At 72.0% G+C, this 14,303-nt stretch carries 14 protein-coding genes and 1 pseudogene; 11 read left to right on the top strand and 4 right to left on the bottom strand.

Translation table 11 applies throughout. The features are described from left to right. The first annotated feature begins 1 nt into the window (after position 1). The 6 genes from GTY47_RS33970 to GTY47_RS33995 all read left to right on the top strand — a co-directional run bounded on the left by GTY47_RS33970 (position 2) and on the right by GTY47_RS33995 (position 6,143). Positions 2–2,824, top strand: a complete 2,823-nt coding sequence (locus GTY47_RS33970; protein WP_010040522.1) for an NHLP bacteriocin export ABC transporter permease/ATPase subunit — start codon at positions 2–4, stop codon at positions 2,822–2,824. Between the two features lie 87 nt (positions 2,825–2,911). Then, positions 2,912–3,919 (top strand): hypothetical protein, encoded by a 1,008-nt coding sequence (locus GTY47_RS33975; RefSeq protein WP_010040524.1) that lies wholly within the window; start codon positions 2,912–2,914, stop codon positions 3,917–3,919. A 48-nt stretch (positions 3,920–3,967) separates the two neighbouring features. Beyond that, positions 3,968–4,156, top strand: a complete 189-nt coding sequence (locus GTY47_RS33980) for a hypothetical protein (RefSeq protein WP_010040526.1) — start codon at positions 3,968–3,970, stop codon at positions 4,154–4,156. A 108-nt stretch (positions 4,157–4,264) separates the two neighbouring features. After that, positions 4,265–5,278, top strand: coding sequence for an iron-containing redox enzyme family protein (locus tag GTY47_RS33985; RefSeq protein ID WP_010040527.1), 1,014 nt, complete (start codon positions 4,265–4,267; stop codon positions 5,276–5,278). 21 nt (positions 5,279–5,299) lie between these two features. Continuing rightward, positions 5,300–5,956, top strand: a complete 657-nt coding sequence (locus GTY47_RS33990; protein ID WP_040903302.1) for a HemK2/MTQ2 family protein methyltransferase — start codon at positions 5,300–5,302, stop codon at positions 5,954–5,956. Then, positions 5,937–6,143 carry a CDGSH iron-sulfur domain-containing protein gene (locus GTY47_RS33995; protein WP_010040530.1) on the top strand — a complete coding sequence of 69 codons (207 nt, stop codon included), beginning with the start codon at positions 5,937–5,939 and terminating at the stop codon, positions 6,141–6,143. Before GTY47_RS33990 ends, GTY47_RS33995 begins: the two co-directional genes overlap by 20 nt. A gap of 155 nt (positions 6,144–6,298) precedes the next feature. On the opposite strand, the gene GTY47_RS34000 is transcribed toward GTY47_RS33995, so the two are convergent. Next, positions 6,299–6,733, bottom strand: a complete 435-nt coding sequence (locus GTY47_RS34000; protein WP_010040531.1) for a protease inhibitor — start codon at positions 6,731–6,733, stop codon at positions 6,299–6,301. A gap of 325 nt (positions 6,734–7,058) precedes the next feature. On the opposite strand from GTY47_RS34000, the gene GTY47_RS34005 reads away from it, so the two are divergent. From GTY47_RS34005 to GTY47_RS34015, 3 genes are all read left to right on the top strand, one after another. Then, positions 7,059–7,643 (top strand): hypothetical protein, encoded by a 585-nt coding sequence (locus GTY47_RS34005; protein WP_010040532.1) that lies wholly within the window; start codon positions 7,059–7,061, stop codon positions 7,641–7,643. A gap of 205 nt (positions 7,644–7,848) precedes the next feature. Beyond that, the gene (locus GTY47_RS34010; protein ID WP_010040534.1) at positions 7,849–9,459 is read left to right on the top strand and encodes a cytosine permease; all 1,611 of its coding nucleotides are present in this window, start codon (positions 7,849–7,851) and stop codon (positions 9,457–9,459) included. Beyond that, positions 9,456–10,151 (top strand): alpha/beta hydrolase, encoded by a 696-nt coding sequence (locus GTY47_RS34015; RefSeq protein ID WP_010040537.1) that lies wholly within the window; start codon positions 9,456–9,458, stop codon positions 10,149–10,151. Before GTY47_RS34010 ends, GTY47_RS34015 begins: the two co-directional genes overlap by 4 nt. A gap of 153 nt (positions 10,152–10,304) precedes the next feature. On the opposite strand, the gene GTY47_RS34020 is transcribed toward GTY47_RS34015, so the two are convergent. From GTY47_RS34020 to GTY47_RS34030, 3 genes are all read right to left on the bottom strand, one after another. Further along, positions 10,305–11,945 (bottom strand): RICIN domain-containing protein, encoded by a 1,641-nt coding sequence (locus tag GTY47_RS34020; RefSeq protein ID WP_029181217.1) that lies wholly within the window; start codon positions 11,943–11,945, stop codon positions 10,305–10,307. A 290-nt stretch (positions 11,946–12,235) separates the two neighbouring features. After that, positions 12,236–12,613: a hypothetical protein gene (locus GTY47_RS34025; protein WP_029181218.1), complete on the bottom strand. Its 378-nt coding sequence runs from the start codon at positions 12,611–12,613 to the stop codon at positions 12,236–12,238. 3 nt (positions 12,614–12,616) lie between these two features. Then, a complete protein-coding gene (locus tag GTY47_RS34030; protein ID WP_029181219.1) occupies positions 12,617–12,862 on the bottom strand; it encodes a hypothetical protein in 246 nt (81 codons plus the stop codon). A 186-nt stretch (positions 12,863–13,048) separates the two neighbouring features. Here GTY47_RS34030 and GTY47_RS34035 point away from each other — a divergent pair, with 186 nt between their 5' ends. Beyond that, complete coding sequence (locus GTY47_RS34035; protein WP_010040544.1) at positions 13,049–13,981, top strand: sigma-70 family RNA polymerase sigma factor; 933 nt, start codon at positions 13,049–13,051, stop codon at positions 13,979–13,981. Next, a pseudogene (locus GTY47_RS34040) lies at positions 13,978–14,303 on the top strand (ubiquinol-cytochrome c reductase cytochrome b subunit); the annotation flags it as partial. The gene GTY47_RS34035 and the pseudogene GTY47_RS34040, both read left to right, overlap by 4 nt.

Here is a 14,303-nt window from a genome sequence, read left to right on the forward strand (position 1 = left end):
GATGACGGCCGTTCAGGGACACGAGGGCGACCTCGTCCTCAACGCCTTCGGGCAGATGGGCTCGCGCATCGACTGCGCCGGGTTCAACCGCCTCGATCTGGAGGGTCCGCAGGTGCTGTGGCTGGTCGCGGCGGGTGCCGTCGACCTGTTCGCGGTGGACGCCGGCCAGCAGGGCCACTGGCACCACCTCGGCCGGCTGGAGGCGGGCTCACTGGTGCTCGGCCCGGTCCCGGGCCCGCAGCACACCCTGGTGGCCCGCCCGCTGCGGGACTGCGTGGTGCACCGCATCGGCCTGCGCGAGCTGTACCAGCCCGCCAACACCGCGACCTGGTCGTACGACGAGTACGGCAACCCGCAGTACGTGCCGCCGACGACGAGCCCGCTGGAATACGCCCTCGCCCTGGGGGTCGGCCGCAGCCAGTCCATCCTCTTCCAGGCGCCGATGGCGAACGAGCGGGCCGCCGTCCCCACGGACGACGACGTGTTCTGGATGCAGGTGCCGCCGGGCAGCGTCCAGTACGGCTCGCTGTACGGCGCGGAGGCCGCGGCCGACCTGCTGATGGACCCGGCGCTGTGGCAGTCCATGGTCGACCAGCAGTACCGGCTGCTGACCACGCTGGACCGCTGGATCGAACAGCTGGAGCGCACCCACGAGTCGCGCACGGCCGAGGGCATCAAGGCCGGTGAGGCGGTGCGCGCCCAGGCCGACCGGACGCTGCTCGCCTCCATCGGCAAGCGGTCGTCCAAGCGGACCACCGCGGCCGACGCCGACGCCACGTACGCGGCGTGCAAGCTCGTCGCGCAGGCGGCCGGGATCAGCCTCACCGAGCCCACCCAGAAGGGCACGGGCGGTGACCGCCTCGACCCGGTCGAGCAGGTGGCCCTGGCCTCCCGCGTCCGTACCCGGGCCGTGCGCCTGGACGGCCGCTGGTGGCGGGACAACGTCGGGCCGCTGGTCGGTCACCGGGCGCTGTCCGGTGCGCCGGTGGCGCTGCTGTGGCGGCGTGGCGGATATGTGGCGGTCCATCCGTCCACCGGCCGTGAGACGCCGGTCGAGAAGGCCAACGCCGACGAGTTCGAGCCGCGCGCGGTGATGTTCTACCGCCCGCTGCCCGAGCGGGGACTGAGCCCCCTGAGGCTGCTGCGGTTCTGTATGCGGGGCACCCGGGGCGACCTGACGGGACTGCTGCTCAGCGGACTGGTCACGGTGGCGATCGGCGCACTGGTGCCCATCGCGACCGGCAAGGTGCTCGGTGAGTTCGTGCCGAAGGCGCAGACGGACCTCATCGTGCAGGTGTGTCTGGCGGTGATGCTCACCAGCGTGGTGTCGGCGGCCTTCATGCTGTTGCAGAACCTGACCATCCTGCGGCTGGAAGGCCGGGTCGAGGCCACGCTCCAGCCGGCCGTGTGGGACCGGCTGCTCAGGCTGCCCACGAGGTTCTTCACCGAGCGCTCCACCGGCGAACTGGCCAGCGCGGCCATGGGCATCAGCTCGATCCGCAGGCTGCTGGCGGGAGTCGGGCCGACGGTCGCCCAGTCGGTGACGGTCGGGGCGATGAACCTGGGGCTGCTGCTGTGGTTCAGCGTGCCGATGGCGATGGCGGCGATCGGCATGCTCGTCGTCATCGCGGCCGTGTTCCTGGGGCTCGGGCTGTGGCAGGTGCGGTGGCAGCGGCGGCTGGTCGTGCTCTCCAACAAGCTGAACAACCAGGCCTTCCAGACGCTGCGCGGCCTGCCCAAGCTGCGGGTGGCCGCCGCCGAGAACTACGCGTACGCCGCGTGGGCGTCCCAGTTCGCGCGCAGCCGTGAGCTCCAGCAGAAGGTCGGCCGCATCAAGAACCTCACGTCGGTGCTGGGCGCGGTGTATCTGCCGCTGTGCACGCTGCTGATGTTCATGCTGCTGGCGGGTCCGGCCCGGGGCTCGATGTCGGCGGCCGCGTTCCTCACCTTCAACACCTCGGTGACGATGGTGCTGACCTCGGTGACCCAGCTGACGAGCTCGTTCGTCTCCGCCGTGGCCGCGCTGCCGCTGTTCGAGGAGATCAAGCCGGTGCTGGACGCGACACCCGAGGTGCGCACGGCGAGCACGCGGCCGGGCCCGCTGTCCGGGGCGCTCGAGGCGCGGCGGCTGTCCTTCCGCTACTCGGACGACGGTCCGCTGGTGCTGGACGACGTGTCGTTCGAGGTACGGCCGGGCGAGTTCGTCGCGGTCGTCGGCCCCAGCGGCTGCGGCAAGTCGACGCTGCTGCGCCTGCTGATCGGCTTCGACCGCCCGGTGTCGGGCAGCGTCCTCTACGACGGTCAGGACCTGGCCGCGCTCGACCAGTCGGCGGTGCGCCGCCAGTGCGGTGTGGTGCTCCAGCACGCGCAGCCGTTCACCGGCTCGATCCTGGACGTCATCTGCGGTACCGAGCCGTACACGCCGGAGGAGGCGATGGCGGCGGCCGAGATGGCCGGTCTCGCCGAGGACATCAAGCGGATGCCGATGGGCCTGCACACCATCGTCTCGGGCAGCGGCGCCGTCTCCGGCGGCCAGCGCCAACGGCTGATGATCGCCCAGGCGCTGATCCGCCGACCGCGCATCCTCTTCTTCGACGAGGCGACCAGCGCCCTCGACAACGAGACCCAGCGCACGGTCATCGAGAGCACCAAGGCCCTCAACGCCACCCGGATCGTCATCGCCCACCGGCTGTCGACCGTGATGGACGCCGACCGGGTCGTGGTGATGGAGGACGGCAAGGTCGTCCAGCAGGGCCCGCCCGCCCAGCTGCTCGCCGACACGAGCGGCCGGCTGCACGAGCTGGTACGGCGCCAGATGACGTGACGATCCCCGGCCCGCCCGGTGGCGTGTCTTCGCCGTACTCCGGGGCCCTGACCGTTGGGCTCACCCAGAAGTGGGTACCCACGGCCCATGCGAATCAGCGTGGTGGACGTGGGATCGAACACGGTCAGACTGGTGGTCGCGGACGCGGACGGTGGCGTACCGCTTCCGGTGCACACCGCCAAGTGGCGGCTCAGGCTGTCCGAGCAGGTCACACCGGGGGGACCCATCCCGGAGCCGGCCGTGGAACAACTGGTGCACGCGGTCGCCGAGGCGAGCCGGACCGCCACCCGGTGGGGGGCGGCCGGTCCGCTGGCGTTCGCGACCGCCGTGGTGCGCGGCGCGTCGAACCGGCACGAGGTGCTCCACGCCGTCCGGTCCCGCACCGGCGTGGACCTGTGCACCCTGCCGGGCGAGGTCGAGGCGGAACTGACGTTTCTCGGGGCCCGGCGCTGGATGGGCTGGCGGTCGGGTCCGCTCGCCCTGCTCGACATCGGCGGCGGCTCGCTCGAAGTCGCCTTCGGGCGCGGCCGGTTGCCCGACTTCGTGGCGTCGCTGCCGCTGGGCGCGGGGCGGCTCACCCACGAGTTCTTCCAGGACGAGGACCCGCCGTCGCCGGAGCGGGTGCGGGCGCTGCGCCGCAAGGTCCGCCACCAGTTGAGGGACGTCGCGGCGCGGATCCGCTGGGAGGGCCCGCGCACCGCGGTCGCCACCTCCCGTACGTTCCAGCAGCTGGGACGGCTGTGCGGTACGGCGCCCGGACGCCACGGCCCGTTCGTGGACCGGCAGTTGCACCGCGCGGCGCTGCGGGAGGCGATCCCGCGGCTGGCCGCCCTGCCCGCCGCCGAACGCGCCGAGCTGCCCGGCATCTCCGCGCCGCGGGCCGCGCAGAGCCTGGCCGGGGCGGTGGTCGGGCACACCGCGATGAAACTGACCGGCCTCAGGTCCGTCACGGTCTGCCCCTGGGCGATCCGCGAGGGCGTGCTGCTGCGGCACATCGAGGACGGACCGGCGTGGTGGGCGGAGGTCACCCGCCGCACCGAGGAGGCGGCCCCTCCCGACCCGGTGCCGCTGCGCATCGCCACCGCCTCCAGCTGAAGCCCCGCAGACGAGAACGAACGCACCGAACGCAGGAAGGAGACCCCCGTGTCCCAGGACGACAACCACGACGGCTCCGACAAGAAGCCCGAGACGGCGCTGGAGGAGGTCCTGCGCGAGATCGAGGAGGCCGAGAACCGCACGCAGGACTCCGCCGAGCAGCGACGCCACCGGGGCGAGGCCGCAGAGGCCATCACCCCGAACACGCGCGCCCAGGAGGAGTCCCAGGGGGACTGAGAGGAGGGGCCGGGTCGGTCCGGCCCCTTCACGACGTGCCGGAGTCCCTTTCCGCGCGGGTGCTACGCGGGTAGGTGACTCCGGTCGCCGGCCGGGTACCCGGCGCGCATGGAGCACGACCGTGGAGAACCAGGACTGCCCACCCCGCGCGGCCCGCTGAGCAGGGGCGTCGAGGCCTACCTGCGGGGCGCGGGCCGGCTGCCCCGGCTGGAGGACGTCGCCCGTGCCGCGGTGTACGGCGAGGACCTCCAGCTTGCCCTGTACCTGTGCTACGAGCTGCACTACCGCGGGTTCGCGGGGGTGTCCCCCGACCGCGAGTGGGACCCCGACCTGCTGCGCACCCGGGCTGCCCTGGAGCACCGCTTCCTGTCCGCCCTGCGCTCCGACGCCCGGGTCCACGACGGCGTGGACGAGGCGCTGGCGGACCTCCTGGTCGAGCCCGTCGACGGCTCGGGCGTCAGCCACTTCCTGCGCGACGAAGGCGAGCTGTGGCACCTGCGCGAGTACGCGGCCCAGCGCTCCCTCTACCACCTGAAGGAAGCGGACCCGCACGCCTGGGTGCTGCCGCGGCTGTGGGGCCGGGCGAAGGCGGGGATGGCGGCGGTGGAGTTCGACGAGTGGGGCGGCGGCCGAGCCGACCGCGTGCACGCCCGGCTGTTCGCCGACCTGATGAAGGATCTGGGCCTGGACACCAGGTACGGCCGCTATCTCGACGCGGCGTCCGCCGAGGCCCTGGTCACGGTGAACCTCATGTCCCTCTTCGGCCTGCACCGGTCCCTCAGGGGCGCCCTGGTCGGCCACTTCGCGACGGTCGAGATCACCTCGTCGCCCGGTTCGCGGCGGCTCGCCGAGGCGATGCGCCGGGCCGGCGCCGGGCGGGCGGCCGAGCACTTCTACGACGAGCACGTCGAGGCCGACGCGGTCCACGAGCAGGTCGTGCGCCACGAGGTCATCGGCGGCCTGCTGGAGGTGGAGCCGCACCTCGCCCCGGATGTCGCGTTCGGGATCGACGCCACCGGATTCGTCGAGGACCGCTTCGGCGCCCGGCTGCTCGCCGACTGGCGTGCGTCACGTTCGTCACTGCGTGCACCGCTTGCCCCTGAAGCCGCCCATATCTCCTGAACAGCCGGGTACTCGAACCCCGTGAACCCACTGGTACCCCCGGGCGTGTACGCCCCGCAGGAGGACACCGAGCTGCTGGCCGGTGCCCTGTCCGACGAGCCGCTGCCGCAGGGCGCGGAGGTCCTGGACGTCGGCACGGGCACCGGTGCCCTGGCTCTGGAGGCCGCGCGCCGAGGCTTGCGTGTGACCGCCGTGGACGTGTCGCGGAGGGCGGTGTGGGCCGCGCGACTGAACGCTGTGCGGGCGGGGCTCCCGGTCCGCATCCGGCACGGGAATCTCTTCGACCCGGTGCGCGGCGAGTCGTTCGACCTGATCCTGGCCAACCCGCCGTACGTGCCGGCGCCGGACGGCTCCGGACGGCCGCCGCATGGCGCGGCCCGCGCCTGGGACGCGGGCGACGACGGACGGCTGGTCGTGGACCGGATCTGCCGGGAGGCGCCCGACCTGCTGCGTCCGGGCGGGGTGCTGCTGCTGGTGCAGTCCGCGCTCAGCGGCCCGGACCTGACCGTCCGCTGTCTGCGCTCGTCGGGCCTGAAGGCCGCGGTGACGCGCCGGCGACGGATCCCGTTCGGCCCGGTGCTGCGTGGCCGGGAACGCTGGCTGCGGGAGCGGGGGCTGCTGCCCGCCGCCGAGGACAAGGAAGAGCTGGTGGTCGTCCGTGCCGAACTCCCCGTCTGACCGGTCCGCGGCGCCGCGCCGCGTCACGGTCCAGCGCAAGGGTCCACTGCTGATGGAAGGCCCGGTGGAGGTGGAGCTGGAGGACGGTTCCGTCGTCACCTCGGACCGCTTCCGCGTGGCCCTGTGCACCTGCCGCCGCAGCCGCCGCTATCCGTGGTGCGACACGAGCCACCGCGACCGGGCCTGAGCCCGGTGCGCGGTGGCCGGTGAGCCCAGGGGCCGGCGGGCGGCCCCACTCCGCCCGCCGGCCCCCTTGTACGAGATCGCAGGTCCCCGCGACAGCGGCCCGGCTCCCCAGCCTCGAACCGCTGCACCTCACGGGAACAGCGCGATCCCGGTCTCTCAGAACGCGAAGACGCCGGAACCGTAGGCGTTCTTCACGCACTCGTTGGAGAACGTGCGCTCGTACGAGACCCTCTGGCCCTGCCAGACACCGTCGACGGTGACGACCACCGGGTCGTACTGCTTGGTGCACATCACGCCGCCCCTCGCGGTCAGGGCGTGGATGTCGCCGCCGACGCCGCGCAGTTCCGCGCAGGCGGAGCCGGCGACCGGGTGCGTGCCGGAGGCTGTCGGGGCACAGGTCAGGGTGACCGCGCGTTCCGGAGTCGCGGCGGCCGCGCTCTCACCGTGGCCCACCGTGAGGACGAGGGCCGACGGGGCGTAGAGCGCGGTGGGGGCCTGACCCGGAGAGGCGAGCGCGGCCCCGGTGAGGGGTCCGCAGACGGCGGTGGCCGTCAGGCCGAGGGTCATGGCCCAGCGCGCGGTGTTCCGCATTGTGTGCATCCTTCCGCTCGATTACAGGGTGTGCCGGCCCGTGCCCGGTCGGTGCCCGGGGCGGCGAGCGCGAGTCTGCCGAGTCCGCCGCGGAAACACACATCGACCCCACGGGTTTCAGTAACATTGCGTATTGAATCAGTGGCGCGAAGTTACGGAATCCGGCTGCGTGAAGCCCGTAACCGCACGGCGCCCGGAGATACGAAGCGGCCAGATGGCCGATTCCCGCACGCTCGTTAATAGGCCTGAAACATTCCGATTCCGCTCTCGGCCGACTGCTTCGTTGCCCCTTGTGTTCATGCTCTGGCCGAGTAATCGTCATTACATGATTACTAATGAGCAGCGGGAGAAACTGCGCGGCTGGTTCGCCGGCCGCCTTCCCGACGACCTCTTCGAGGAGCTGACCGAGATCACGGTCGACCGCGAGGAGATCACCGTGATCGGCCGCATCCCCGAGCCCCGCCTGGCGGAGGACGCCCCGGCCGCCGAGCGGGAAGCGGCCCTGGAGAGCCGTGTGCAGGAGTTCCGGGAACGCACGCGTGAGGACCGGATGGCCGTGGCCCGGGAGGCCGAGCACCGGTTCCGCCGGAAGGTGTCCTGGGGCGTGGAGTGCGGCGGGCAGCGGGCGCTCTTCACGCACGTGGCCGCGCCCGTCATGACGCGGCTGCGCCAGCCGGAGCGCCAGGTCCTCGACACCCTGATCGCCGGCGGCGTCGCCCGCAGCCGCAGTGACGCGCTGGCCTGGTGCGTGCGCCTGGTCCAGCGCCACACCGACGACTGGCTCACGGAGTTGCGCGACTCCCTCGAACACGTGCAGCGGGTACGCGCCCAGGGTCCGGACGCGGAGCCGGACCACGGTCCGCACACCGGGGCCGCCGACGACGCCCACGATGCCGACGACGAGGAGTGACTGCGAAGTGGAGGATTCGTCCACTGGCAGCACCGGGATTGGATGAACCGTCCTCTGGTGTCGTTCGCCTCCGGCGCCCTACCGTCGGCAGCACCCCAGAGGACGGGATCCGCACGCCGTCGCACACCCACGCGCCGGCGAGCGGCCGTCCGCCATGCCGCCGCGCCACCCCGCGCTCCACCGCCCCGTCCCCGCTGGAGCCCACTTGTCCTCGCCGGCCGAACGTCCCCCGGGCGCCGAACCCCCCTCCCCCGCCGCGTCTCCCCCGTCCCTGACGGAGGTCGAGACCCACGGTGTCGACCGCATCCCCGACGCCGAGCGCACCGCCACCGCGCTGGACCTGTTCCGGCTCGCCTTCGGCGGCGCCAACACCTTCTCCACCTGCGTCCTCGGCGCCTTCCCGATCCTGTTCGGCCTCTCCTTCTGGCAGGGTCTCGCGGCCACGCTCCTCGGGGTCGTCGCGGGCGCGCTGATCCTGTGCCCGATGGCGGTGTTCGGCCCGGTCAACGGCACCAACAACGCCGTGTCGTCCTCGGCACACCTGGGCGTGCACGGCCGTGTGGTCGGCTCGTTCCTCTCCCTGCTGACGGCCGTCGCGTTCTTCTCCATCTCGGTGTGGAGCTCCGGCGACGCCCTGGTCGGCGGCGCCCACCGGCTGTTCGACCTCGACCGGGGCGACGTCTCCTACGCCGTCGCGTACGCGCTGTTCGCGGTGCTGGTCCTCGCCGTGTGCGTCTACGGCTTCCGGTTCATGCTGTTCGTCAACAAGATCGCGGTGACCTCGGCGAGCGCGCTGTTCCTGATCGGCGCCGTGGCGTTCGCGGGGGACTTCGACCCCTCGTACGCGGGCGTCTTCACCGACTCGGCGGACGCGGCGACGACGGCCCTGTTCTGGCCGTCGTTCATCGGGGCGGCGCTGATCGTGCTGTCGAACCCGGTGTCGTTCGGGGCGTTCCTCGGCGACTGGTCGCGCTACATCCCGGCGAGCACGTCGCGCCGGAAGGTGATGGGGGCCGCGTTCCTGTCACAGCTCGCGACGCTGCTGCCGTTCCTGTTCGGTCTGACGACGGCGAGCATCATCGCGCACAAGGCACCGCGGTACGTCGACCCGGCGGCCCCTGACTACGTGGGCGGACTGCTCGCGATCTCGCCCGGCTGGTTCTTCCTGCCGGTCTGCCTGCTCGCGCTGATCGGCGGCATGGCGACGGGCACGACGGCGCTGTACGGGACCGGGCTCGACTTCTCGTCGGTGTTCCCGAGACTGTCCCGGGTCCGGGCGACACTGCTGGTCGGCGCCTTGTCGATCGGGTTCATCTTCGCGGGCCGGTTCGGGCTCGACCTCGTGCGGTCCATCTCCACCTTCGCCACGGTGATCATCACCTGCACCACGCCGTGGATGGTCGTGATGATGCTGGGCTACTGGACCCGGCGCGGCTGGTACGACCCGGAGGCGCTCCAGGTCTTCAACCGCCGTCAGCGCGGCGGTCGTTACTGGTTCGCGCACGGCTGGAACTGGCGGGGCATGACCGCCTGGTGGGTGTCGGCGCTGCTCGGTGTCCTCTTCACCAACATCCCCGGGCAGTTCGTCGGGCCGCTGGGCGATCTCGCGGGCGGCGTCGACATCAGTCTGCCGCTGTCGCTGGTCGTGGCGGCGGTGCTGTTCCTGACGCTGCTGCGGCTGTTCCCCGAACCCCGGGCGGTGTACGGGCCCGAGGGCGCGCGGCTGGCCCGGACCGTCGAGGTACCGGTGCCGCCGATCACCGGGCCCGGCGCCGAGGGGGCGCTGTCAGACCCTTCGGCTACGTTGCCGGCATGACCAACTTCGTACTGGTGGCAGGGACATGGCTCGGGGCGTGGGCGTGGGACGAGGTGGCCGCTCAGCTGCGCGCCGCCGGGCATGACGTCCACCCGCTGACGCTGTCGGGGCTCGCCGAGAAACAGGGCGCGGCGGCCGGGCTGGAGACGCACGTGCGGGACGTCGTCGACGAGGTGGACCGCCTCGGCCGGCGTGATGTCGTCCTCGTGGGGCACAGCTACGCGGGCATACCGGTGGGGCAGGCCGCGGAGCGGATCGGTGACCGGTTGCGGCGCGTGGTGTTCGTCGACGCGAACGTGCCGGTGGACGGCGAGTCCTTCCTGTCGGGCTGGCCGAGCGACCACGTACGGCAGTCGATCGCCGACCACGACGGGTTCTGGCCTCCGCTCGGCGCGCCGGACTACGCGGGGCAGGGGTTGACGGACGAGCAGATCGCCCGGATCGTCGACGGTTCGACCCCGCATCCGGGCGCCACGCTCACCGAACCGGCCGTGCTCGCCGGCGCCTCGGGCGACCTCCCGGCGACGTATGTGAAGTGCCTCCTCGACGGGGACGAGCCGATGCCGGCGGTGGCCGGGCTGCTCAAGAGCGACCAGTGGGAGCTGGTGGAGATGGCCACGGGCCACTGGCCGATGTTCTCGCAGCCGCGCGAGCTGGCCCGTGTCCTGCGCGCGTCGGTAGCGGCCACGTGACCAGCGGTCGGTGCCGGCGGCCGGCCGGGCTGATGGCGGAGCCGGGCTGAGACACCGGCGACGGCCGGGGCCCGGCGATCCCCTCCGGGAGGGGACCGGCCGCAGGCCCCGGCTCCACTCCCGCTCAGACCTCCGGGCTCGCGTTCACCTGGCTCATCCGGTCGGCACCTTCACCTGTCGTGCCACCGGGCCCTCCTCCTCCGCGATCGACAGGGAACCGGCCGTCGTCGGCACGGGCTCCGGCTGCCAGCGCTGTTCGTCGGAGCGGTCGCGGACCTTGACGACGATGTCGGCACCGGGGTCGTCGTTGGTGGAGGCGAGGGCGAGCTGCTCGTCCCAGCGGGGCAGCAACTGCCCTTGCACGGTGAGGTCGTAGCGCACGTCGTCGGCCCGTTCGGCGTCGTCCTCGGCGCAGGTGCCGAGGACGACGACGCCGGCGTCCTTGTGCGAGTCCAGGCACAGGCCGGGATCGGCGACGCTGCGCAGCAGCCCGTCGTCCTCGTACGTCCACTGCTGGGTCCACGCCGTCGAGCACTCCGCCAGCTGGGTCCCCGACCCCTCCTTCGGCAGGTCGCGGACGTCCAGACAGAGGTCGGCGCCGGCGTTGCGCAGCCGCGTCACTCCCGGTGCCGTCGGAAGCCCGGCCGTGTCGGGCGGGGTCACGGACCCGGCGCCGTTGCCGCCGGCGGCGCTGTTGGAGCCGGCCGGGTCGGCCTGCCCGCCGTCGTGGGACGACGCGCTGATGATGAGCACGGTCGCCAGCACCCCGGCCGACACCGCGCCGACGCCCGAGAGCAGCGCCCGTGAGGAGCGCGACGCGTCCGGGACGCGCACGCCCTGGACCCGGCGGACCCGCACGGGGATGCGGGACAGCAGGCGGTGACGTCCGCTCCCGGGCCGTCCGTCGCCCCGCCCTCCGCCACGCCGGCCCGCGCGGCCGCCCCGCGTCCCGTGCGAGGACCGGCCCGGGCGCGAGTCGAGGTAGCGGCGGACGCCCCAGCCGAGCACCGCTTCGGCGATCAGCGGCCCCAGTCCGCCCTCGAAATGGCTCAGTTGTTCGGCCGCGTTCCGGCAGTAGCGGCACTCCGCCAGATGCTCCTGGACGTCGGGCAGCAGGGCGCCGCCCCTGCGGATGGGAACGTCGAGGAGGCGGTTGTAGAAGCGGCAATCCTGGGTCGGCGCGAGTTCACGGTGGGCATGTACACAACCCTCGCGGAATGTGTCACGCGCTTGTTCGATTGCGGCCGACGCGATGTCGGTATCCATGCCCAGCAGACCTGCCGGGACGCTTAAAGGATCGGCCTCCACCTCGACGTGCCAGAGCAAACAGCGCGCGGCTGCGGGAAGTGCCTGAAATGCCCGCTCCGCGAGGACGCGATTTTCGGGCGTCATGGACGTCGCCGCGCGCAGTCCGCGTCCTCCGGCCGGTTTCTGCAGCGCCGGCAGTACGGCGGATATTCGATCGTCACCGGACCACTCCCGGACCGTGTCGCGCACGGTCACCAGGAGCGCCGGGCGCAGCGCGACGGCCGACTCGCCGAAGGCGAGGCGGTTCAGGGTCCGGTGGAAGGCGGTTCCCGTGACCATCTCGGCGACCCGCGCCGACGAGGCGAGACAGATGACCGCGTACTCGTACACCGGCTGCCAGTGCCGCGCCATCAGCAGCGCGACGGAATGGGCGGCGACCCCGCCCTCCGGACTGCCTCTCAGCGGGGCGGCGAGAGATTCATCGGATTCCCCGGGATCCCCGCCGGGCGGGGGATACGGGGGACGAGGGGGGTGGGGGGTGGGCACTGAGATGGTTCCTTCCCACGCGCATGTGACACACAGAAGTCCTGCCGCCGAAAAAGGAGCCCGGTTGGTGCGTACCTTTTTGGCGCGGCGCGGGAGGTGCGAATTCACCGACGGCGAATCGGACCCGGTCTACAAAACGCGTGCGACACCCGGCCATTCCCCCCGCACGTGTGTTTCACTCTTGCACAACCCCCACACGACCAACAAGGCGCCTGTGCAACATCAAGCCCATTGACAGAAAGTCAGAAACGGGAACACATACGCGCCGGTCGCACCGGTTTTCGACATTTTCAGATCTGCCAGGACCGCAGCCGGTCCGCCGCACCGTAGACGTCGGTCGTGCCGGACATCAGATCGCGGGCGAGGTCGACGAGGGCTCCGTAGGGCGGGTCGATGCCGACGCCGCTGACGAACATGTACGCCACGGCCGTCGCACACGCGAAGCGGGCGTTGGCCGAGGGCAGCGGCCGGAGCAGCGTGATGGTGTGCAGCAGCGCGGCGGCCCGCCAGGCCGGGTCGGAGTTCACGCCGAGGCGGGGCGGGTCGACACGGTGCCGGGCAACCGCGGCCACCAACGCGGAGAAGTCATTGATGGTGGGCTGGTCCGGCAGGACCTCTTCATGGCGCTGGAGCAGCCAGGGCACATCGATATGGAGGACGGGTGCCATCGGTCAGGCAGCCCGCCCCTCGCCCTTGGCGCGCGGTTCGTCGTCCGGGAAGGCGGCGGCGAACTCGTCGGCGTGGGTCGCGAAGAACCTGCGGAAGGCCTCCGCGCCCTCCTGGAGCGCCCGGTGGCGGGCTATGTCGGCGGCGGCCGCCTCCCGCACGAGCGCCTTCATGGACGTACCGCGCTCCTTGGCGATCTGCCGCAGGTCCTCAAGTTCGCGGTCGCTGAACTCCACGTTGAGAGCTGGCATGCCTTCACGGTACCGCTCGGGTACTGACTCGTAAATACCCCCTGGTCAGAGGGCAGGGGCGACGGTACCGAAGGAGCTGCCCCCTTCGTCATCCTCTGAGATCTGCATCACATCACACCGCGCGATGTCACATTCCGGGGCCCGGCACGGCTCGCAGTAGTGAGCGCGTCTCTGGGAGGACCACGCATGACCGAGATCCCCGTACCGGGCACCGCCGCCCCGCTCGACGAGGCGACCGGGGTGTTCGTCGACCATCGCGAGCTGCTGTTCGGCGTCGTCTACAACATGCTGGGGAGTGTCGCCGACACCGAGGACGTCCTGCAGGAGACATGGCTGTCCTGGACCGCCCGTGGCGGGGGCGCTCCCCTGGCCGGCGTCGACAACCCCCGGGCCTATCTCGTCCGGGTGGCCGTCAACCACGCGCTGCGGCGCCGCGCCGTGATCAGCCGCAGGCAGGAGACGTACGTGGGCTCCTGGCTGCCCGAGCCCCTGGTCGCCGACGAGGGCGCCGACACCGCCGACGGCCCCGCCCTGCGCTCCGAGTCGGTGTCACTGGCGATGCTGGTGGTCCTGGAGTCGCTGACCCCACTGGAGCGGGCCGTGTTCGTCCTGGGCGAGGTGTTCGGCTACCCGCACGCCGAGATAGCCGAGATCATCGACCGCTCCCCCGCCGCCGTACGGCAGTTGGCACACCGGGCCCGGGACCATGTGAACGCGCGGCGGCCTCGCTACGAGGCGCATCCGCGGGTGCGGCGGGAGGCGACCGAGCGGTTCGTTCGGGCGGCGCTCGGCGGGGACATCGCCGCGCTGATGGAGGTGCTCGCGCCGGACGTCACGGCGTGGACGGACGCCGGCGGCAAGCGCAGGCCGGCGAGTCTGCGCCCGGTGCACGGCCGGGACAAGGTGGCCCGCCTGCTCACCTCCGGACGGGGCGGCCCGAGCAACCCCGTGTTCCGCTACCGGCGCGTCAACGGCGACGACGCGGCGGTGCTGTTCGACGGCGACGCCCCCTACGCCGTCCTGGTCCTGGACCTCACCCCGGAGGGCGACCGGGTGCGCGGCATCTACGTCGTCGCCAACCCGGACAAGCTCGCCCACCTGCCGAAGGAGGCGGCGTGACCGCAGTCGGGCGGCCCGGGAAGGGCGAGCGCCTCGCCGACTGGTTCGACGGCCGGCTCGGCATCCACACGCTCGGCCGGAAGTACCTGCGCAAGGTGTTCCCCGACCACTGGTCCTTCCTGCTCGGCGAGATCTGCCTGTACAGCTTCGTCGTGCTGGTCCTCACCGGCGTCTATCTGACGCTGTTCTTCCACCCGTCGATGAACGAGGTGACGTACCAAGGGAGTTACACACCGCTGAACGGCGTGCGCATGTCCGAGGCGTACGCGTCCACGCTGGACATCAGCTTCGACGTGCGCGGCGGGCTGCTGATCCGGCAGCT

It is taken from the genome of Streptomyces sp. SID5464 (assembly GCF_009862985.1).
Taxonomy (GTDB): Bacteria; Actinomycetota; Actinomycetes; order Streptomycetales; family Streptomycetaceae; genus Streptomyces; species Streptomyces chartreusis_D.

Excerpts from the sequence above, each read along its gene's own strand:
- GTY47_RS33970 (WP_010040522.1), top strand. The coding sequence starts at position 2 with ATGACGGCCGTTCAGGGACACGAGGGCGACCTCGTCCTCAACGCCTTC.
- GTY47_RS33975 (WP_010040524.1), top strand. The coding sequence starts at position 2,912 with ATGCGAATCAGCGTGGTGGACGTGGGATCGAACACGGTCAGACTGGTG.
- GTY47_RS33985 (WP_010040527.1), top strand. The coding sequence starts at position 4,265 with ATGGAGCACGACCGTGGAGAACCAGGACTGCCCACCCCGCGCGGCCCG.
- GTY47_RS34000 (WP_010040531.1), bottom strand. The coding sequence starts at position 6,733 with ATGCGGAACACCGCGCGCTGGGCCATGACCCTCGGCCTGACGGCCACC.
- GTY47_RS34005 (WP_010040532.1), top strand. The coding sequence starts at position 7,059 with ATGATTACTAATGAGCAGCGGGAGAAACTGCGCGGCTGGTTCGCCGGC.
- GTY47_RS34015 (WP_010040537.1), top strand. The coding sequence starts at position 9,456 with ATGACCAACTTCGTACTGGTGGCAGGGACATGGCTCGGGGCGTGGGCG.
- GTY47_RS34025 (WP_029181218.1), bottom strand. The coding sequence starts at position 12,613 with ATGGCACCCGTCCTCCATATCGATGTGCCCTGGCTGCTCCAGCGCCAT.
- GTY47_RS34030 (WP_029181219.1), bottom strand. The coding sequence starts at position 12,862 with ATGCCAGCTCTCAACGTGGAGTTCAGCGACCGCGAACTTGAGGACCTG.
- GTY47_RS34035 (WP_010040544.1), top strand. The coding sequence starts at position 13,049 with ATGACCGAGATCCCCGTACCGGGCACCGCCGCCCCGCTCGACGAGGCG.